General features: G+C 63.0%; 16 protein-coding genes. 3 read left to right on the forward strand and 13 right to left on the reverse strand.

Annotated elements, in window-relative coordinates:
• Nucleotides 1-4: 4 nt before the first annotated feature.
• The 6 genes from ACXZ1M_RS12575 to ACXZ1M_RS12600 all read right to left on the reverse strand — a co-directional run bounded on the left by ACXZ1M_RS12575 (nucleotide 5) and on the right by ACXZ1M_RS12600 (nucleotide 7,086).
• On the reverse strand, nucleotides 5-220 hold the full coding sequence (locus ACXZ1M_RS12575) for a VF530 family protein (RefSeq protein ID WP_459053486.1): 216 nt from the start codon (nucleotides 218-220) through the stop codon (nucleotides 5-7).
• A 78-nt stretch (nucleotides 221-298) separates the two neighbouring features.
• Nucleotides 299-2,428: a M3 family metallopeptidase gene (locus ACXZ1M_RS12580; protein ID WP_459053487.1), complete on the reverse strand. Its 2,130-nt coding sequence runs from the start codon at nucleotides 2,426-2,428 to the stop codon at nucleotides 299-301.
• Nucleotides 2,429-2,456: 28 nt separating this feature from the next.
• Nucleotides 2,457-4,580 carry a M3 family metallopeptidase gene (locus tag ACXZ1M_RS12585; RefSeq protein ID WP_459053488.1) on the reverse strand — a complete coding sequence of 708 codons (2,124 nt, stop codon included), beginning with the start codon at nucleotides 4,578-4,580 and terminating at the stop codon, nucleotides 2,457-2,459.
• A gap of 165 nt (nucleotides 4,581-4,745) precedes the next feature.
• The gene (locus ACXZ1M_RS12590; RefSeq protein WP_459053489.1) at nucleotides 4,746-5,315 is read right to left on the reverse strand and encodes a TMEM175 family protein; all 570 of its coding nucleotides are present in this window, start codon (nucleotides 5,313-5,315) and stop codon (nucleotides 4,746-4,748) included.
• Nucleotides 5,316-5,432: 117 nt separating this feature from the next.
• Entirely contained in the window at nucleotides 5,433-5,879 is a 447-nt protein-coding gene (locus tag ACXZ1M_RS12595) for an SRPBCC family protein (RefSeq protein ID WP_459053490.1), read from the reverse strand.
• A gap of 88 nt (nucleotides 5,880-5,967) precedes the next feature.
• Nucleotides 5,968-7,086, reverse strand: a complete 1,119-nt coding sequence (locus ACXZ1M_RS12600) for a GGDEF domain-containing protein (RefSeq protein WP_459053491.1) — start codon at nucleotides 7,084-7,086, stop codon at nucleotides 5,968-5,970.
• A 124-nt stretch (nucleotides 7,087-7,210) separates the two neighbouring features.
• On the opposite strand from ACXZ1M_RS12600, the gene ACXZ1M_RS12605 reads away from it, so the two are divergent.
• Nucleotides 7,211-7,678 carry a heme-degrading domain-containing protein gene (locus tag ACXZ1M_RS12605; RefSeq protein ID WP_459053492.1) on the forward strand — a complete coding sequence of 156 codons (468 nt, stop codon included), beginning with the start codon at nucleotides 7,211-7,213 and terminating at the stop codon, nucleotides 7,676-7,678.
• Here the strand turns inward: ACXZ1M_RS12605 and ACXZ1M_RS12610 are convergent, their stop codons facing one another.
• The 3 genes from ACXZ1M_RS12610 to ACXZ1M_RS12620 are packed head-to-tail and all read right to left on the reverse strand — an operon-like array spanning nucleotide 7,679 to nucleotide 10,502.
• Complete coding sequence (locus ACXZ1M_RS12610; RefSeq protein WP_459053493.1) at nucleotides 7,679-7,891, reverse strand: SlyX family protein; 213 nt, start codon at nucleotides 7,889-7,891, stop codon at nucleotides 7,679-7,681. It abuts the gene before it with no gap.
• A 38-nt stretch (nucleotides 7,892-7,929) separates the two neighbouring features.
• Nucleotides 7,930-8,385: a cache domain-containing protein gene (locus ACXZ1M_RS12615; protein ID WP_459053494.1), complete on the reverse strand. Its 456-nt coding sequence runs from the start codon at nucleotides 8,383-8,385 to the stop codon at nucleotides 7,930-7,932.
• A gap of 53 nt (nucleotides 8,386-8,438) precedes the next feature.
• Nucleotides 8,439-10,502, reverse strand: a complete 2,064-nt coding sequence (locus ACXZ1M_RS12620; RefSeq protein WP_459053495.1) for a UvrD-helicase domain-containing protein — start codon at nucleotides 10,500-10,502, stop codon at nucleotides 8,439-8,441.
• A 148-nt stretch (nucleotides 10,503-10,650) separates the two neighbouring features.
• On the opposite strand from ACXZ1M_RS12620, the gene ACXZ1M_RS12625 reads away from it, so the two are divergent.
• The gene (locus ACXZ1M_RS12625) at nucleotides 10,651-11,133 is read left to right on the forward strand and encodes an SRPBCC family protein (protein ID WP_459053496.1); all 483 of its coding nucleotides are present in this window, start codon (nucleotides 10,651-10,653) and stop codon (nucleotides 11,131-11,133) included.
• On the opposite strand, the gene ACXZ1M_RS12630 is transcribed toward ACXZ1M_RS12625, so the two are convergent.
• Together ACXZ1M_RS12630 and ACXZ1M_RS12635 are read right to left on the reverse strand one after the other, a co-directional pair.
• On the reverse strand, nucleotides 11,130-12,230 hold the full coding sequence (locus tag ACXZ1M_RS12630) for an HD-GYP domain-containing protein (RefSeq protein WP_459053497.1): 1,101 nt from the start codon (nucleotides 12,228-12,230) through the stop codon (nucleotides 11,130-11,132). The genes ACXZ1M_RS12625 and ACXZ1M_RS12630 overlap by 4 nt on opposite strands.
• Before the next feature lie 136 nt (nucleotides 12,231-12,366).
• Nucleotides 12,367-13,821 (reverse strand): dihydrolipoyl dehydrogenase, encoded by a 1,455-nt coding sequence (locus ACXZ1M_RS12635; protein WP_459053498.1) that lies wholly within the window; start codon nucleotides 13,819-13,821, stop codon nucleotides 12,367-12,369.
• 95 nt (nucleotides 13,822-13,916) lie between these two features.
• On the opposite strand from ACXZ1M_RS12635, the gene ACXZ1M_RS12640 reads away from it, so the two are divergent.
• The gene (locus ACXZ1M_RS12640; protein ID WP_459053499.1) at nucleotides 13,917-14,804 is read left to right on the forward strand and encodes an ArgP/LysG family DNA-binding transcriptional regulator; all 888 of its coding nucleotides are present in this window, start codon (nucleotides 13,917-13,919) and stop codon (nucleotides 14,802-14,804) included.
• A 98-nt stretch (nucleotides 14,805-14,902) separates the two neighbouring features.
• On the opposite strand, the gene ACXZ1M_RS12645 is transcribed toward ACXZ1M_RS12640, so the two are convergent.
• Together ACXZ1M_RS12645 and hemE are read right to left on the reverse strand one after the other, a co-directional pair.
• On the reverse strand, nucleotides 14,903-16,918 hold the full coding sequence (locus ACXZ1M_RS12645) for a primosomal protein N' (RefSeq protein WP_459053500.1): 2,016 nt from the start codon (nucleotides 16,916-16,918) through the stop codon (nucleotides 14,903-14,905).
• Nucleotides 16,919-17,670: 752 nt separating this feature from the next.
• Nucleotides 17,671-18,756, reverse strand: a complete 1,086-nt coding sequence (gene hemE, locus ACXZ1M_RS12650; RefSeq protein WP_459053501.1) for a uroporphyrinogen decarboxylase — start codon at nucleotides 18,754-18,756, stop codon at nucleotides 17,671-17,673.
• Nucleotides 18,757-18,861 lie beyond the last annotated feature (105 nt).

Raw genomic sequence — 18,861 nt, forward strand, 5'->3', positions numbered from 1 at the left:
CTGTTCAGAATTTGGTGGCCAGGTAGAGTTCTTCCACCTGCGCCCTGGCCCACGGCGTCTTGCGCAGGAATTTCAGGCTGGACTTGATGCTCGGATCGCTGCTGAAGCAGTTGATATCGATCCGCTGCGCCAGTTGCTCCCAGCCATAATACTCGTGCAGGCGAGTCACGATCGCCTCCAGCGTCACGCCGTGCAGTTGGTTGTTCAGCTGTTGGTTCATATCTTACTCAAAAATCAAAGGGCCGGTCCCGATTCTAACAAAATCGAGACCGGCCCCAGTGTGGTACTTAACGCAATATTACTTCTCGGTTAATCCACGGCGTTCCAGCAGCGGTTCGATCTTGGCGTCGCGGCCGCGGAAGTTGCGGTACATCTGCATCGCGTCCATGGTGCCGCCTTTCGACAGCAGCATTTTGCGGAAGTAGTCGCCGTTCTTGCGCAGCGGGCCGCCGTTTTCGATGAACCATTCGACCGCGTCGGCATCCAGCTTCTCGGCCCACACGTAACCGTAGTAGCCGGCCGAGTAGCCGCCGGCGAAGGTGTGCGAGAAGTAGGTGGTGCGGTAGCGCGGCGGCACCGGCGCGTAATCGACGCCGGCCGATTTCAGCGCGGCCGCTTCAAAGCCCAGCACGTCGGTCGGGATCTGCGATGGGCTCAGCTGGTGCCATTTCTGGTCCAGGATCGAAGCCGCCAGGTACTCGGTGGTGCGGAAGCCTTCGTTGAATTTCTTCGACGCGATCACCTTGTCCAGCAACGCCTGCGGCATCGGCGCGCCGGTCTGGTAGTGCTTGGCGTAGTTGCTCAGCACTTCAGGCCACACCGACCACATTTCGTTGACCTGCGATGGGAACTCGACGTAGTCGCGCGGCACGCGGGTGCCGGCGAAGCGCGGGTATTTCACGTTCGAGAACATGCCGTGCAGCGCGTGGCCGAATTCGTGGAACATGGTGCGCAGCTCGTCGTAGGTCAGCAGCGTCGGCTCGCCCTCGTTCGGCTTAGGAATGTTGAGATGGTTAGCCACCACCGGACGGGTGCCCATCAGCGAAGATTGCGAGACGTAGGCATTCATCCAGGCGCCGCCGCGCTTGTTGGAGCGGGCGTAGAAGTCGGCGATGAAGATGGCCAGCTGCTTGCCGTCGGCGTCGAACACGTCGAACACGCGCACGTCCGGGTTGTACACCGGCAGATCCTTGCGCTCCTTGAACGACAGGCCATACACCTTGTTGGCGGCGAAGAACACGCCGTTGGTCAGCACATTGTTCAGCTCGAAATACGGACGCAGTTCGTTCTGGTCGAAGTTGAAGCGCTCGGCCTTGACCTTGTCGCTGTAGAGCGACCAGTCCTGCGCGGCCAGTTCGAAGCCGCCGTTTTCCTTGTTGATGACGGCCTGGATCTCGGCGCCTTCCTTCTTGGCGTTGGCGACGGCCGGGCGGGTCAGCTCGGCCAGGATCTTGTTGACGGCGTCGGTGTCGTGCGCGGTCTGGTCGGCCAGCGCGTAGGCGGCGAAGTTCGGATAGCCCATCAGCGCCGCTTTTTCAGCGCGCAGCTTGGCGATCGACAGCACCACCTGGGTGTTGTCGAACTTGCCGCCATGGCTGCCGCGCGCCAGCGACAGCGCCATCAGCTTTTCACGCACGGCGCGGTTGGTCAGCACGGCCAGGCTGGCCTGGCCGGTGGTGTTCACCACCGGGATCAGGAACTTGCCTTCCTTGCCCTTGGCCTTGGCGGCTGCGGCGGCGGCGTCGATCGCCTTGGCCGACATGCCGGCCAGTTCTTCGCGGGTATCGACCACCAGCGCCGAGTCGTTGGCTTCTTCCAGAACGTTCTGCGCGAAGGTGGTTTGCAGCTTGGCCAGTTCGCCATTCATGGCTTTCAGTTTCTGCTTGTCGGCGTCCGACAGCTGCGCGCCGGCGCGCACGAAGTCGGTGTGGTAACGCTCCAGCAGGTACTTCGATTCGCTGTCGAGGTGCAGCTTGTCGCGCTTGTCGTACAGCGACTTGATGCGGGCGTACAGTTTGCTATTCAGGCGGATGGCGTCGCTGTGCGCGGACAGTTTCGGCGACAGCTCGCGCTCCAGCGCCTTGAAGGTGTCGTTGGTATTGGCGCCGGACAGGTTGCCGAACACGCTCGATACGCGCGACAGCAGCTGGCCCGATTTTTCCATCGCCACGATGGTGTTGTCGAAGCTGGCCGGCTTCTTGTTGTTGGCGATGGCGTCGATCTCGGCGGCCTGCTGGCGCATGCCCTCTTCAAACGCCGGCGCGTAGTCTTCGTTCTGGATCTTGTCGAAGGCCGGGTAGCCGAACGGCAGGGCGCTGGCCTTGGCGAACGGATTCGAGGCCGGCAGCATGGAGGCCGGTTCGGCCGCGTGGGCCACGCTGAAAACTGCCGCTACGCTGGCGGCGATGATGACGTTGGTACGATTCATTGGGTATCCTTATAAACGATTTATACTATTATTTCAGGCCACGGCGATCCAGCAGCGGTTCGATCACGGGATCGCGGCCACGGAAATTGCGGAACAGATTCATGGCGTCGTCGGTGCCGCCGCGCGACAGCAGCTTGGCGCGGAACCAGTCGCCGTTCTTGCGCTGCAGGCCGCCGTTTTCCTTGAACCATTCCACGGTGTCGGCGTCGAGCTTCTCCGACCACAGGTAGGCGTAGTAGCCGGCCGAGTAGCCGCCCGAGAAGCTATGCGAGAAATAGGTGGTGCGGTAGCGCGGCGGCACCGGCGCGAAGTCCACGCCCATGTCCTTCAGCGACTGCGCTTCGAAGCCCAGCACATCGGTCGGGATCTGGCTCGGGGTCAGCTGGTGCCAGCGCTGGTCCAGCAGCGATGCGGCCAGGTATTCGGTGGTCATGAAGCCCTGGTTGAACTTCTTCGACGCGACCACCTTGTCCAGCAGTTCCTTCGGCATCGGCGCACCGGTTTTGTAATGCTTGGCGTAGTTGGCCAGCACTTCCGGCCAGACGGCCCACATCTCGTTGACCTGCGACGGGTACTCGACGAAATCGCGCGGCACGCTGGTGCCGGAGAAGCGCGGGTACTTCACGTTGGAGAACATGCCGTGCAGCGCGTGGCCGAATTCGTGGAAGGCGGTCTTCACTTCATCGTAGGTCAGCAGCGTCGGCTCGCCGGCCGGCGGCTTCGGAATATTCAGGTGATTGGCCACCACCGACTTGGTGCCCAGCAGCGCCGATTGCGAGATGTACTCGTTCATCCATGCGCCGCCCTGCTTGTTGGAGCGGGCGTACATATCGGCCAGGAAGATGGCCAGCTGCTTGCCGTCGGCGTCGAACACGTCGAACACGCGCACGTCCGGGTTGTACACCGGCAGGTCCTTGCGCTCCTTGAAGCTCAGGCCATACAGCTTGTTGGCGGCGTAGAACACGCCGTTGACCAGCACATTATCCAGTTCGAAGTAGGGCTTGAGCTGGTTCTCGTCGAAGGCGAAGCGCTGCGCGCGCACCTTGTCGGTGTAGTAGGCCCAGTCGCCGGCGCTGATCTGGAAGCCGCCCTTTTCCGCGTCGACCACGGCCTGCAGGTCGGCCGCTTCCTTCTTCGCGTTGTTGACGGCCGGCTTGGCCAGTTCGCCCAGCAGCTTGTTGACGGCGGCGGTGTCGTGCGCGGTCTGGTCTTCCAGCGAGTAGGCGGCGTAGTTCGGGTAGCCCAGCAGAACGGCCTTGTCGGCGCGCGCCTTGGCGATCTTCAGCACCAGTTCGCGACTATCGAATTCGCCGCCATGGCTGCCGCGCGCCAGCGACAGCGCCATCAGCTTTTCGCGCACGGCGCGGTTGGTCAGCTCGGCCAGCGGCGGCTGGCCGCTGGTGTTGACCACCGCGACCAGGAATTTGCCGTCCATGCCCTTGGCCTTGGCGGCAGCGGCGGCCGCGTCGATGGCGGCGTCGCTCATGCCGGCCAGTTCGGCGCGGCTGTCGACCACCAGCACGGAGGCGTTGGTTTCCTTCAGCACGTTCTGGGTGAAGGCGGTTTGCAGGGTGGCGATGTCGCCGTTGATGACCTTCAGTTTTTCCTGGTCGGCAGGCGACAGCTGGGCGCCGGCGCGCACGAAGTCGGTGTGGTAGCGTTCCAGCAGGTGCTTGGCTTCGGCGTCGAGCTTGAGCGTGTCGCGTTTTTCGTACAGCGACTTCACGCGCGCCCACAGCTTGGCGTTCAGGTAGATGGCGTCGCTATGCGCGGCCAGCTTGGGCGACATGGCGCTGTCGATCGCGTCGAGCTTGTCGTTGGTGTTGGCGCCTTGCAGGTTGTAGAACACCGTCTGCACGCGGGTCAGCAGCGCGCCGGATTTTTCCATCGCCACGATGGTGTTGTCGAAGCTCGGCGCCGCCTTGTTGTTGGCGATGGCCTGGATTTCCTTCAGTTGCACGCGCATGCCTTCGGTGAAGGCCGGCGTGAAGTGCTCGTCCTTGATCTTGTCGAAGGCCGGATAGTGGAACGGCAGGCTGCTGACGGTGGCCAGCGGATTGCCAGCGAGCGCGGCGGCCGGCGCGGCCAGTACGGTTTGCGAAAACGCCACGCCGAGCGCGGCGGCGATGACAAGCATGTGAGGACGGGTCATGGGTATCTTTCTCAGGTACTGGGAAAAATGCTGACGCGCGACGAGGCGCAGCATAGAAGGCGAAGATCATAGCAGGGGAATTGTGCCCGAGTCATCCGCAAAACATGCTGCACTGCAATTGGTTGGAAAGCGCCGTCGTTTTCCAAACTTTGCTTGGTGAAAAGCCTATTTTTCCTTGTAGCGCGATTCGATCCGGCGGTCCGGGATGAACCAGATGATCGCCACCAGCACGTAGACGCTGAAGCCCAGCATGGGCACGAGCAGCGACAGGCCGAGGCCCACCAGGTACAGCAGCATCGAGATCTTGCCCTTGCGGTCGCTGCCGAGCGCGTCTTTCAGCACCTCGTTATTAGCCTCCAGACAACGCACCAGGAGCAGGTAGGCGAAGCTGGACATGAACAGCACGAAGCCGTAGCAGGCCAGCGGCACGGCCGCGAAATGGTGTTCGCCGGTCCAGCTGGTGACGAAGGGAATCAGCGACAGCCAGAACAGCAGGTGCAGATTGGCCCACAGCACGCCGCCTGTGGTCTTGGTCACCGCGTGGATCAAGTGATGATGGTTGTTCCAATAGATTCCGACGTAAATGAAGCTGAGCACATAGCTCAGGAACACCGGCAGCAAAGGCACCAACGCATCGAAATCGGCGCCGTGCGGCACCTTCAGCTCCAGCACCATGATGGTGATGATGATCGCGATGACGCCATCGCTGAATGCTTCCAACCTGCCTTTGCCCACAAACATCTCCCAAGAATTAAACGGCAACGCATTGTGTTCCAAATCGCACCACGCGACAACCGCCTTGCGGTTGACCTCGCGTAAGGCGGCGACGCGTGGGATGACCATGAGATTTGTCTACTCGCGGATTTCCGGTTCGGTCAGCTGCGCCAGCAGGGTCAGCGATTCCTGCCAGCCGAGGTAGCAGGCTTCGGTGGGGATCACGGCCGGAATGCCTTCCTGGACCACTTTCATTTCCACGCCGCAGAAGATGTCGCGCAGGGTGACGGTGGTTTGCATCTGGCCCGGCAGGTTGGGATCGTCGAACTGCGCGGTGTAGCGCAGGGTCTGGCCCGGCACCAGTTCCAGGTACTCGCCGCCGAAGGAATGGCTGCCGCCGGTGGTGTGATTGGTGAACGACATGCGGTACTTGCCGCCGACTTTCGCATCCATTTCGTGCACCTTGCCGATGAAGCCATGTGGCGGCAGCCATTTGGCCAGCGCATCGGGATCGAGGAAGGCGCGGTAAACCCGGTCGGCGGTGGACTTGAGCACGCGGTGTAGTTGTACGGTATTGGTGGTCATGATCGATTCCCTCAAGAAGTCAGAGGACAGCCCTCTATAGCCTACGACGAGCGAGGGTAGCGGAAATCGACAGGCGGCGCCAGTTGATTTACGCCGCTAGGGCTTCTTCATCCAGCGTCAGGTTGCGGCCCAGCATTTTGGCGCTGTAGAGCAGCGAATCGGCGCGGCGCAGCATGGTTTCCACCGTGTCGTGCTGGTCCAGCAGGAGGGCGATGCCGGCGCTGTAGCCTAGCGTGACGCCGAGCTCGCGCGGCGCGGCGTCCACCAGCCAGGCCCGCAGCCGGTCGTCATAGGCGCGGATGGCGGCCAGGTCGGCGCCGCGCTTGAGCACGCAGAATTCCTCGCCGCCATAGCGGCAAACCAGGTTGCGCTCGCCGCCGACCGCGTGCATGCCGCGCACGAACAGCTGCAGCGCCTTGTCGCCCGTCTCGTGGCCGTGGGTGTCGTTGATCTGCTTGAAGTGATCGAGGTCCAGCAGCATCACGCACAGCGGCAGTTGCAGGCGCCGGCTGTCGGCGATGATCTCGACCGATTCCACCATCCACGCGCGCCGGTTCAGGGCGCCGGTGACGCCGTCGATACAAGCCAACCGCTCCAGCTCGCGCGCGGCTTCGTCGCGGTGCGCCAGCAGGATGCCGACCACCGACATCACCACCGTCACGTTGGCGGCCAGCGCAAACAGCAGGTTGGCCGGGTGCGGTGCGAAAAAGCTGGGGAACTGCTCGGTATAGAACGCGCCCAGCACGCCACGGCAGGCGGTCACCGCCATCTGCACCAGCAGCGAAGTCACCAGCAACCAGCGCCAGCGGCCGACCGGCACCAGCGGCTGGCGGCACAGCGCGGCCACCACCATCGCCAGCTGCAGGGTCAGCAGGCCGTTGGCCCAGCCGACGCGGAAAGCGTAGTGGTCGAAGCCGATGCCATAGCCCAGCGTCATCACCACCGCGATCACGGCCGGCGCGCGCGAGGTGGCGAGGCGGCCGCACCACAGGTCGAAGGCGACGGCGCTGTAGGCCATGCCGCCGGCGATGCCGGCCATCGACAGGGTCGACAGCAGGCGGTCGCTCCACGAACCGGGCGCCATCAGGCTGGAAGCCAGCAGCAGCACCCAGCCGGCGGCCTGCGCCACGACGCCGATCTGCGCCCGGCGCGCGGCCTGCTTCACTTTTCCCATCACCGCCAGCAACGCACCTGCAACTACCAGCATGTTCAATGTCATTGCGACAAGCAGAGAGGCGACATCGATGTTCATGGGATGAAAAGTGAAGGACGAAAGGATGGAGTATATCTCGGCTACACTCCTGTCTGAGTCATTAACCACGGAAAGTCGCATGGAAAACTACGCAGAACTGCTGGACACGCTGACGCAGCAGGAAAAGGAATTGCAATTCACCGCCTTCAACAGCGACACCGCGCTGGCGCTGGGCCTGAAGCTGGTCGATCTGGCGCGCGCCGGCGGCAAGAGCATCACCATCAACATCACGGTCAACGGCAAGGTGTTGTTCCATCACGCGATGCAGGGCGCATCGGCCGACCAGGCGGACTGGATACGGCGCAAGAACAATGTGGTGGCGCGCTTCGGCCGCTGCTCGTTCTACATCGGCATCGAGCACAAGCATCGCGGCGTGGCGTTCGACGAAATCAAATACCTCGATCCGGAAGAGTACGCGGCCAACGGCGGCGCCTTCCCGATCACGCTCAAGCACACCGGCATCATCGGCACGGTCACCGTCTCCGGCCTGCGCCAGGCCGAAGACCACGCGCTGGTAGTCGAAGCCCTGCGCGCAGTATTGGCCTGATCAGTAGTGCGGCGGGCGCTCGTGGGGGAGTTGGCCGCCGCCGCTGCCTTGCGCGTGTTCGCGCACGCGCTGGACCAGCACCGCGCACATCTGCTCCAGCTTGTCGATCTGCTGCTGTTGCTCGTACACGCGTTGGCCCAGCGTTTCCACCAGGTGCTCCTGGTGGGCCAGCTTGATTTCTATCTCGATGAAGCGGTCTTCGTTCGTGCTCACGGTCTTACTCCTGCCAGAAAGCAGGCATTGTACCTGCCTTACTTGAGATAGACCCCGCCGCAGACCACCATGTCGTCCTCGGGCACACAGTACATGGCCTTGGGTTCGATCTTGCCGCTGACGGGATTGGTGAATTTGTACTCTTGCCAGAACGGCTTGTTTTTCTTGGCCAGCTCGACGCGCTCCTTGACGAAGTACTTGCCGTCGACGTCCTTGATTTCCATGAGGTTCTTGCCGATCATCTTGGTGTTGGCGCCGTGCGCGCGCACCACGCCGTCGTTGCCGTACACCGTGAGGTACAAATCGCGGTCGACGAACTGGCCGTCTTTCTTGCTGACCTCGGCATACAGCTTGTCCTTGCCGTTGCCCTTCAAATACTTGAGCGCCTTGCCGACCATGGCCTCGGCTTCGGGCTTGGTGACCAGATCGTCCGCATGCGCCACCGGCAGCAGCGCACAGGCCAAAACGAGAGCAGCAAATGATTGCGTCCGCATTATCACCTCCATCGGTATCGGGCCATGCCGGCCCGAATCGATGCTAGCACAGCCTAGGCCTTCGGTGTGGCTAATAGTTCCTTCATGCGTGCCAGTCGCTCCTTGGGCGTGATCACCTCGGATTCCATCGGCACGGCCGTGCCTTCGTCCAGCTTCATCTCCTTGATGAAGCGCGATGGATCGCAATGCACCTGCTCGCCGCCGCGCTTGCGCTTCTTGCACCAGGTGATCTGCAGCGTGCGCTGCGCGCGCGTGATGCCGACGTACATCAGGCGCCGCTCTTCCTGCACCCGCGCCGCGATCGACTCGGCCGGCGCGTCGGCGTCGCCCTTGTGCGGCAGGATGCCTTCCTCGACGCCGACCAGGAACACGTGCGGATACTCCAACCCCTTGGACGCGTGCAGGGTCGACATGCGCACCGCATCCGGATCTTCGTCCTGGCCTTCCAGCATCGACATCAGCGCCACCATCTGGGTCAGCTCCAGCACGTTCTTTTCCTCGCCGTCGCGGTCCTTGCCGCCGCGCCCGCGATCCTTCAGCCAATTGACGAATTCCATCACGTTCTGCCACTTGCTCTGGGCCGCGCGCTCGTCGAACATATCGTATAAAAAGTTTTCGTAGCTGATCGCTTCGAGCATGTCGTCCAGCACCTGGGCGGCGTTGTCGCCGCTGCCGCTCGGCCCCGGCCGGCTGGCGCGCGCTTCCAGGTTGTTGATGAAGTTACAGAAGTCGCGCAGCGGATTCAGTTGGCGATCCGGCAGCAAGCCTTCGATGCCGCCCTTGAACACCGCCTCGAACAGCGAGCACTGCCATTGGCCCGAGAACGTGCCCAGCGTCTCCAGCGTCGACTGGCCGACACCACGGCGCGGCGTGGTCACCGCGCGGATGAAGGCCGGATCGTCGTCGGTGTTGGCCAGCAGGCGCAGATAGCTGATGATGTCCTTGATCTCGGCCTTGTCGAAGAAGGACTGGCCGCCGGAAATCGTGTACGGAATGCGTTCCTTGCGCAACGCCTGCTCGATGATGCGCGCCTGGTGGTTGCCGCGATACAGGATCGCATAGTCCGACCACTTGTTCTTGCGCTGGAAATGGTCGGCCGAAATCATGATGGCGATCTGCTCGGCTTCCTGGTCATCGTTGGCCATGCCCAGCACGTTGATCGGCTCGCCCAGGCCGTGCTCCGACCACAACGATTTCTCGAACAGCTTGGGATTGTTGCCGATCACCGCGTTGGCCGCCTGCAGGATGCGCGTGGTCGAGCGGTAGTTCTGCTCCAGCTTGATGACCTGCAGGTCGGGGAAGTCGGTCTGCAGGGTCTTCAGGTTTTCCACCGACGCGCCGCGCCAGGCGTAGATGGCCTGGTCGTCGTCGCCCACGGCGGTGAACATCGGCTTCTTGCCGATGCCCGTCACCATCAGTTTCACCAGCTCGTACTGGCAGGTGTTGGTGTCCTGGTACTCGTCCATCAGCAGATAGCGCAGGCGGCGCTGCCACTTGTCGCGCACGGCGTCGTGGTCGCGGAACAGTTCCACCGGCAGGCGGATCAGGTCGTCGAAGTCCACCGCCTGGTAGGCCGACAGCGTGGCCACATAGCTGGCGTAGATGCGCGCCGACTGCGCCTCGTCCTCGTCCTTGGCCTGGTCCAGCGCCTTGCCGGGATCGATCAGGCCGTTCTTCCACAGCGAGATATCGGTCTGGATGCGGCGCACCACCTGCTTGTCGGTGGTGATGGCCATGTCCTGGATCAGCGAACCGCAATCGTCGGCGTCCATGATGGAGAAACGGTCCTTCAGGCCCAGCGCGTTGCACTCCTGGCGCAGGATCTTCACCCCCAGCGAGTGGAAGGTGGACACGGTCAGCTGCTTGGCCTGCTTGGGCTGCTTGAGCAGCTTGGCGATCCGCTCCTGCATCTCCAGCGCCGCCTTGTTGGTGAAGGTCAGCGCGGCGATGGTGCGCGGGTCGTAGCCGCGATCCTCGATCAAATGGGCGATTTTCTGGGTGATCACGCGCGTCTTGCCCGAGCCGGCGCCGGCCAGCACGAGACAAGGACCATCCAGGTAGGTAACAGCCTGGCTCTGCGGCAAATTGAGGCCGAACACGGGAACTTTGGTGGACATCGGCAGAGGGATAGAAAATCGGAAAAACAGCCCCACATTGTAACAGTCGGCGGGGCCGCCACTGACGTGCCGCAGAAAGCGTGGGTGACATTTGCGTTACCATGCGGAGATCAGCGCTGCCCAGCCTAACCTTACCTTGGTTGCAATCATGAAATTTGAACATTTAATCGAAGTCAACGACCCGCTCAATCCCCTGATTGACGCCCTCACCGTGCAGCAAGTCTGGCGCGGCCTGGTGCTGCGCGCCGAATCGCCCAAGCTGTTCGTGCCGCACCTGGACGAAAGCACCATCGACCAGCGCAGCGAGAACGGCTTCCGCCGCCGCCTGCGCTACGGCGAACTGGTGGTGGAGGACTATGTCGAGCTGGAGCCGATGCGCAGCGTGCGCTACCGCGTGGCCGCGCAGCAGGACATCGCCGAGTCCAGCCTGACCATGACGATTGAACAGCCGACCGAGGACACGCTGTTCGTGCGCTTCCAGTACGAGGACAGCCACGACGACGCCACCGACCAGGCCAACGCCATGTACGACGAATTCCGCCGCTCGGCCTATGTCGAGTCCGACATCGACACCATCGGCATGCTGCGCGAACTGGCGCAGGAAGGCCGGCTGGACGCCTTGCTCAACTAATCCACAGCCGCCCGGCCCCAGACCTGCGCCATGCGCAGCGGCGGCGCGTCCAGCGCGGCCACCTGGGCGTTGGTCAGCACGTCGCGGATGGCGTGCAGCGCGTTGCGCGTATCGCGTTGCAGGAACACCTCCAGCGGCGCACCGCGCGGGCCGATCACCGATTCCACATGCGGCGTGGTCGATTGCAGGCCACGGCGCGACACCACGCCCACCTCGCCGTTCAACATGCGCACATAGGTGCCGATCGGATAAATGCCAAGCTCGCGGATCACCAGCGACACCAGGTTGGTGTCGAGCGTGGTGCGCGCCTCCAGCAGCATGTCGCGCAGGGCGCCGTTGGCCGTCATGGTCGGCCGGTAGCTACGCTCGGACACGCGCGCGCAATAACGGTCGGCCAGCGCCACCAGCTTGGACAACAATGGAATCTGCGCCCCCACCTTGCCGCAGGGGTAGCCGGTGCCGTCCTCGTTTTCGTGATGGTGCAGCACGCACTGCAGCCAGGCTTCGTCGTTGACGCCGGCCGCGCGCAGCAGCCGCACGCTGAGCTCCGGATGCGCCAGCTTGCGCGCATGGTCGGCCGCGTCCAGCACCTCGCCACTGGCGTGCCAGCGCTGGTGATGCTCCAGCATGCCGGTATTCATGGTCAGCGCCGCCAGGGTGACGGTCATGACGTCGTTGCGCGAACGCTGGCGGGCGCGCGCCAGCAGGATGGCGACGATGGCCGTGTTGACGCTGTGGCGGGCCGCGTACGGCGCCTGGTCCTGGTTGTGCAGAATGCTGGCGGTGGCGATATCCACGCTCAGATCCACGGCGCCATGCACCAGTTGGGCGATATCGTCGAGCTTGCGGCGGAAGTCCGGCGGCGGAGATTGCACCGAAGCTGCCGAGGCCGCCTGCAGCAGCGTGTGCAGTTCAAGATAGGCCGCGTTCAGCTTGCGCAGCACGGACGGCGGCTCGGCCAATATCGAGGGCGGCTCGCCGTCCTCGAACACGCCGCGCTCCAGCAGGTATTCAATCTGGTTGGCGCTGGCGATCAGGTGTCCCTTGCGAACCAGCAAAGCGCCATTCTCGCCGTAGACGTCCCAGGGCAGCAGCATACCCAACTTCAAATCCGCCGCTGTCACTTTGCGTATGTTCATTACCCACAACTTACAGTATTCATCGATGCGGCAGCATACGACGTTTCGCGTGACAATGTGTGACTTTTTTGTATCTTTGATTTAACAATAACAATCACGGCCCCGGCGTGCAATCGACGCAAGGACAGTCGTGGGCCGGCTCGTTCTGCAGATGATGCGCCAGGTCGCGCAGGGCGGTGCGCACGCCTTCCTCCACCACCGGATGGTAGAACGGCATGTCCAGCATGGCATCCACGGTCAGCCCGGCCTGCACTGCCCAGGACAACAAATGGCCGATGTTTTCCGCGCGCGGGCCGATCATCTCGGCGCCGAGGAAGCGGCCGGTGGTGTATTCGGCGTAGACGCGCAGCATGCCCTTGTTCTGCAACATCACCCGGCTGCGGCCCTGGTTGTGGAACGACACCTTGCCCACCGCGAAGCGGCCGGCGTGCGTCACGCACAGTTCGCTGTAGCTGGCGCCCATGGTGGCGATCTGCGGTTCGGTGAAGCTGATGCCCAGCGGCGTGCGGCGCAGGCCGGGCCGCACCTCCGGATAGCGCGCGGCGTTCTCGCCGGCGATGCGGCCGTGGTCGGCGGCCTCCGCCAGTTGCGGGCGCTCGTCGTTGGCGTCGCCGGCGATGAAAATGGCGGACGGGTTGGCCACACCTGCGCATTGCATGGTCTGTTTGTCATAGACAGGAATACCGTGATGGTCGCGCTGCAGGCCAGTGTGCTCCAGGCCCAGCTTGTGCACATTCGGGCGGCGGCCGATGGCCGACAGCAGGTAGTCGAAGTGTTCGGTGTGCTGGTCGCCGTTGGTGTCTTCGCTGGTGACGGCCAGGCCCTCGCCCTGTTGCTCGACTTTCACCACCTTGGTTTTAAAGCGCACGTCCAGCTCCTCGAGCAGTACGCTGCGCGCCACGTCCAGCACCTCCGGATCGCTCAACTGCGCCACGCTGCCGCCACGGCCAAAGATGGTCACGCGCACGCCCAGCCGGTGCAGCGCCTGCCCCAGCTCCAGCCCGATCACGCCGGCGCCGGCCACCGCCACCGATTCCGGCAGGTCGTCCCAGTAGAACACCTCGTCGCTGGTGATCACGCGCGGGCCGGCGGCGCGCCACTCATCCGGCACGATGGGCGTGGAACCGGTGGCGATGACGAAACGTTCCGCCTCCACCAGCGTGTGGTCGTCGATCTGCAATTGCGTCGGGCTGAGGAAGCGTGCGTGGCCGTGCAGCTTGTCCTCGGCCGGGTAGCCATCGACGCTCTCCACCACGAAGCCGACGAAGCGGTCGCGCTCACTGCGCACGCGCGCCATCACGGCCTTGCCGTCGATGCGCACCTCGCCCGCGTGCACGCCGAAACCGGAGGCCGTCGTCAGCATGTGCGCCGCGTCCGCCGCCGAGATCAACAGCTTGCTGGGCATACAGCCGACCCGCGCGCAGGTGGTGCCATAGACATTGCTTTCGATGAGCACGGCCTGCTTGCCGCCGGCCTTGGCGGCCCGGTAGCCGGTCATGCCAGCCGTGCCTGCGCCGATGACGGCGACTTCAGTGCGTATAGTTTTCATGAAAGAAGTCTACTCCGAACTGCGAATCCCGTTTTACTTTGCAACAGAACGGTATTAGTATGGCTTATCGTTTTCAAATTTTATAAGCTTGACTTATGGATAATCTGGACTATCGGGCGCTGGCCGTGCTTGATGCGGTGGTCAGCCAGGGCAGCTTCGAGAAAGCCGCCCTGGCGCTGGGCATCAGCCAGTCGGCCGTGTCCCAGCGCATCAAGGCGCTGGAGGATGCGGCCGGGCGATTGCTGATCGTGCGTGGGCAGCCGGCCGTCCCGACCGGCCTGGGCCAGCGGCTGGTGTCCCACCACCGTAACGTCAAGCTGATGGAAGCGTCGCTCGATATCGACTTGGGCAACAAAGTCAGCATGCCGGAAATCGCGCTGGCGGTGGACGCGGCCAGCCTGGCCACCTGGTTCCCGCTGAGCTTGCAGCCGCTGCTGTCGCCGCCGCGCTGCCAGCTGAATGTGCAGCTGGCGACGCCGGAGCTGGCCCTGCACCTGGTGCGCGAGGGCAGCGTGTTCGGCTGCGTGGCGGCCGGTTCCGCCGAAGCCCAGGCCAACGGCCCGCAAGTGACGCCGCTGGGCCGCATGCGCTATGTGTGCGTGGCGAGCAAGGCGTTCGCCAACCACTGGTTCGGTGATGGTTTCCTGATCGAGGCGGCGCGGTTGGCGCCGGCCGTGGTGAGCGACCGCGACATGATGGCCGGCTTCCTGCACCAGATGCTGGATCTGCGCGGCGCCTATCCGCACCACACGCTGCCGCTGTCGGCGGCCACCAGCGAGTGCGTATTCGGTTCGCTGGCGTATGGGCTGATGCCGCTGGCCCAGGTGTCGGCGGCGCTGGCCGACGAACGGCTGGTGGACCTGGCGCCCGGCGAGTTTGCCGACGTGCCGCTCAACTGGCATGCCTGGAACCTGGATACGCCCTTCACCCGGGCGCTGAGCGAACAGGTCGTGGCGACGGCGCGCCGCCACCTGCTGCAGTAGCGGCCGTCACCTGTCGCAGTAGCGCCGTCATCCCCGCGCACGCGGGGATCCATAGAACGCATGCTCGGCATGGGCCCCCGCGTTCGCGAGGGCGACGGTCAGATATCGAGCGGATCGACTTCCAGCGACCACTTCACGCGGCTCTTCATTTCCTTGAGAGTGAGCATCCACTCCTTCAGGAAGGCCTGCAGCGCCGGCCTTGAGGGCGACTCCACCAGCAATTGCGCGCGGTCGACGTTGTGCACGCGCGTCATGGTCATCGGGATCGGATCGTTGATGGTAATGCCGGGATGCTCCATGCATTCCTTGGCCATATTCAGGAACTCGATCGCCGTGGCCAGCTCGCGCGCCTCGGCCCGCAGCAGCGCCTGGAACAGATAGGGCGGCAAAGCGGCCTGCTCGCGCTCCTCCAGCAGCGCCGAGGCGAAATGGTCGTAGTCGTGATGCACCACCGCGCCATACAGCGGATGCTGCGGATAGCGCGTCTGGATCAGCACCTCGCTCGGAATGCCGGCCCGCCCGGCGCGGCCGGCCACCTGCATCAGCTGCGCGAACAGCCGCTCGCTGGCGCGATAATCCTGCGAAAACAGCGCCGTATCCGGATTCATGATGCCCACCAGGGTCAGTTTCTTGAAGTCATGCCCCTTGGCGACCATCTGCGTGCCGATCAGGATATCGACCTCGCCCCGGTGCACGGTATCGAACGCCTCCTGCGCGCTGCCCTTCTTGCGGGTGGAATCGGCGTCGATGCGCAGCACGCGCGCCTCCGGGAACAGCGCCTGCAAACCTTCCTCCACGCGCTGCGTGCCGCGTCCCAGCGGCTGCAAGTCGACATTGCCGCAGGTCGGACAATGACGCGGAATGCGCAGCTCCAGGCTGCAATGGTGGCAGCGCAGCCGGTGCTCGGGACGGTGCAACACCATGAACGAGGTGCAGCGCGTGCATTCGCTGATCCAGCCGCAGGACTCGCAGCAGATCACCGGCGCATAGCCGCGCCGGTTCAGGAACAGCAGCGACTGCTCGCCGCGCTCGATGCGCAGCTTGATGGCGGCGATCAGCTGCGCGGTCAGGCCGTCGGACGGCTTGTCGCGCTCCATGTCGATCAGCTTCACGGTCGGCAGCACGGCGTTCTGCACGGCGCGCTCGCGCAGCTCCAGCTTGCGGTAACGGCCCGACTGCGCGTGGTGCCAGCTCTCCAGCGACGGCGTGGCCGAGCCCAGCACGATAGGAATCCGCAGTTGCCAGGCCCGCCACACCGCCAGGTCGCGCGCCGAATAGCGCAGACCTTCCTGCTGCTTGTACGAAGGATCGTGCTCCTCGTCGATGACGATCAGCTTCAGGTGCGGCAGCGAGGACAGGATGGCCAGCCGCGTGCCCAGCACGATGCGCGCCTGGCCCTGGTGCGCGGCCAGCCAGTGCAGCATGCGCTCGCCTTCGGACAGGCTGCTGTGCAGGGTGGCCAGCATCACGCCGGGGAAGCGCGCGCGGATATTGCCTTCCAGCTGCGGCGTCAGGTTAATTTCCGGCACCAGGATCAGGATCTGGCCGTCCGGCTCGCGCGCCAGCACCTGGGCGCAGGCTTGCAGATAAACCTCGGTCTTGCCGCTGCCGGTGACGCCGTACAACAGCGCCGGCGTAAAGCCCTGCGCGCCGCCGATGAAATCAGCCGCTTCCTGCTGCTCGGCGTTGAGCACCGGCATGTTGGCCGGCGTGCAGTCGTGCGCCACCTCCAGCTTGGCCAGCTTCTTGATGGCCCGGTCCAGCGCCACCGTGGTCAGCACGCGCAGGTTCTTGGGCAGGCCGGGCAGCGCCACTTCGCCCAGCGGACGCTGGTAGTAATCGGCGGCAAAGCCGGCCAGCGCCAGCCATTGCGGCGACAACGGCGACAACTGGCTGCGCACGGCCAGCGCCGATTTCAACTTATCCACCGGCACATCGGTATGGTCGGCGATGCCGACGATCAGGCCCACCACCTCGCGCCGCGCAAAAGACACCAGCGCCAACTGGCCGATTTGCGGCCGTTCATCGTCTTCGCAGTCCCAGCGATAGTCAAAAACTGCATTCAGCGGCGTATCAATCGCGATTTGCAGGATGCAAGGACGTGGATTATTCATGCTGCACCTTGCGAAAATCCCGATGCTGGATGTATCCACAGTTTTTGTGGATAACTTTGTGGACAATGGAAACTTAATGCCCGGAAAGAGCTGACATCGATGTTGCTATGGTCGGAAACCGGGCAAAAAATCAAAATTTTTTCTCTTTAAAATCAGTGACTTGGAAAATGCTCCGTAGGAGAGCCAAAATCTCCATCGCTCGCCGCCAGCTGTGCATAAGTGAAGTATTTAGGATGCTATTTTTGCCGAAATCAAGCTATTTTTGGCGCTGAACAACCATATTGCGCAGCACAAAAGCACCAAATTTTATACTTACGCTCGGACCAAGCTTTGCGCTTTGATAAGTAGCTTGGCAAGCCTGCTATTTTTGCCTAAAAATCGTGCAACGCAACATAGATTTAAAGGAAAACAGCAATATTATGGCTAAGTCACGGTTTACTAAGTCATTTTATTTTTTATCCACAGTTTTTGTGGATAACTTTGTGGAGAATAAAGAAATAAACTACATGAAGCATCGTTTCCAAGTTTACGACCTGCCAAGTGTTGCACGAAGAACCACAAATATTTATGTTTTAAATCAGTCACTTACACGCTTCTCCCGGGCGACGCCCGGAACGCTGCCTATTATTTCCGCAGCTAAAAAAATTGTGCATAAGTCGCTATGACTAGTCCGTTTGCACCAACAAAAAACCCCCATCAGCACTGTACGCGATCGACGCGCTCAGGCTGATGGGGGCTTTGGGGAAGGCCGATCAGGAAGCGCGCTGCGCCTTGCTATAGCTGTGGACCGCTTCCACCATGGCCGCCACGTTTTCCGGCGGCGTGAACTGCGAAATGCCGTGGCCGAGGTTGAATACATGGCCGCTGCCGTTGGCGTCCGGCTTGCCGAAGGCGTCCAGCACCTTGTGCACTTCGGCGGTGATCTGCTCCGGGCTGGCGAACAGGATGGCCGGGTCCAGGTTGCCCTGCAGGGCGACCTTGTGGCCCACCAGCTGGCGCGCCTTGCTCAGGTTGGCGGTCCAGTCCAGGCCCAGCGCGTCGGCGCCGATGTCGGCGATCTGCTCGATCCAGTGGCCGCCGCCCTTGGTAAAGACGATGGCGGGGATCTTCACCCCGTCCTTTTCACGCTTGAGCAGCGACACCACCTGCTGCATGTATTTCAGCGAGAACTCCTGGTAGGCGCCATCGGCCAATGCGCCACCCCACGAGTCGAAGATCATGACGGCTTGCGCGCCTGCTTCGATCTGGGCGTTCAGGTAGTCAGCCACCGAGGCGGCGTTGATCTCCAGGATGCGGTGCATCAGGTCCGGGCGGTTGTACAGCATCTTCTTGATGGTGTGGAACTCGCGCGAGCCTTCGCCCTCCACCATATAGCAGGCCAGCGTCCACGGGCTGCCGGAGAAGCCGATCAACGGCACTCGGCCGTTGAGCTCGGTGCGGATCTGGGTGACGGCGTTGAACACATAGTCCAGCGAGCCCGGCGGCGGGGCTCTCAGGGCCAGCACCTCGGCCTCGGTGCGCAGCGGACGCTCGAACTTCGGCCCCTCGCCCTCGACGAAATGCAGGCCCAGGCCCATGGCGTGCGGCACGGTCAGGATGTCGGAGAACAGGATGGCGGCGTCCAGCGGGAAACGGTCCAGCGGCTGGATGGTGACTTCGGTGGCATAGTCCGGATTGGTGGCCAGGCCCATGAACGACCCGGCCTTGGCGCGGGTGGCGCGGTATTCAGGCAAGTACCTGCCGGCCTGGCGCATCAGCCACAGGGGGGTGTAGTCGGTCGGCTGGCGCAGCAGGGCGCGCAGGAAGGTGTCGTTCTTGAGCGGGGCAAATTGTGGCATGGAAGACAATCCAGGACATTCAAAGGAGCTATTATCGCATCCCGCGCCGCTTTTCCGCCCAACCCGGGGTCAGTTCTGCCATTGGTACATGAGTCCGTGTGCGAT

The sequence above is a fragment of the Duganella paludis genome (assembly GCF_054461335.1).

What these genes read in the sequence shown, in the direction of transcription:
- ACXZ1M_RS12575 (WP_459053486.1), bottom strand. Translation starts at nt 220, where the DNA reads ATGAACCAACAGCTGAACAACCAACTGCACGGCGTGACGCTGGAGGCG.
- ACXZ1M_RS12640 (WP_459053499.1), top strand. Translation starts at nt 13,917, where the DNA reads ATGGATAATCTGGACTATCGGGCGCTGGCCGTGCTTGATGCGGTGGTC.
- ACXZ1M_RS12645 (WP_459053500.1), bottom strand. Translation starts at nt 16,918, where the DNA reads ATGAATAATCCACGTCCTTGCATCCTGCAAATCGCGATTGATACGCCG.
- ACXZ1M_RS12585 (WP_459053488.1), bottom strand. Translation starts at nt 4,580, where the DNA reads ATGACCCGTCCTCACATGCTTGTCATCGCCGCCGCGCTCGGCGTGGCG.
- ACXZ1M_RS12595 (WP_459053490.1), bottom strand. Translation starts at nt 5,879, where the DNA reads ATGACCACCAATACCGTACAACTACACCGCGTGCTCAAGTCCACCGCC.
- ACXZ1M_RS12580 (WP_459053487.1), bottom strand. Translation starts at nt 2,428, where the DNA reads ATGAATCGTACCAACGTCATCATCGCCGCCAGCGTAGCGGCAGTTTTC.
- ACXZ1M_RS12600 (WP_459053491.1), bottom strand. Translation starts at nt 7,086, where the DNA reads ATGCTGGTAGTTGCAGGTGCGTTGCTGGCGGTGATGGGAAAAGTGAAG.
- hemE (WP_459053501.1), bottom strand. Translation starts at nt 18,756, where the DNA reads ATGCCACAATTTGCCCCGCTCAAGAACGACACCTTCCTGCGCGCCCTG.
- ACXZ1M_RS12635 (WP_459053498.1), bottom strand. Translation starts at nt 13,821, where the DNA reads ATGAAAACTATACGCACTGAAGTCGCCGTCATCGGCGCAGGCACGGCT.
- ACXZ1M_RS12605 (WP_459053492.1), top strand. Translation starts at nt 7,211, where the DNA reads ATGGAAAACTACGCAGAACTGCTGGACACGCTGACGCAGCAGGAAAAG.
- ACXZ1M_RS12615 (WP_459053494.1), bottom strand. Translation starts at nt 8,385, where the DNA reads ATGCGGACGCAATCATTTGCTGCTCTCGTTTTGGCCTGTGCGCTGCTG.
- ACXZ1M_RS12630 (WP_459053497.1), bottom strand. Translation starts at nt 12,230, where the DNA reads ATGCTGCTGCCCTGGGACGTCTACGGCGAGAATGGCGCTTTGCTGGTT.
- ACXZ1M_RS12620 (WP_459053495.1), bottom strand. Translation starts at nt 10,502, where the DNA reads ATGTCCACCAAAGTTCCCGTGTTCGGCCTCAATTTGCCGCAGAGCCAG.
- ACXZ1M_RS12625 (WP_459053496.1), top strand. Translation starts at nt 10,651, where the DNA reads ATGAAATTTGAACATTTAATCGAAGTCAACGACCCGCTCAATCCCCTG.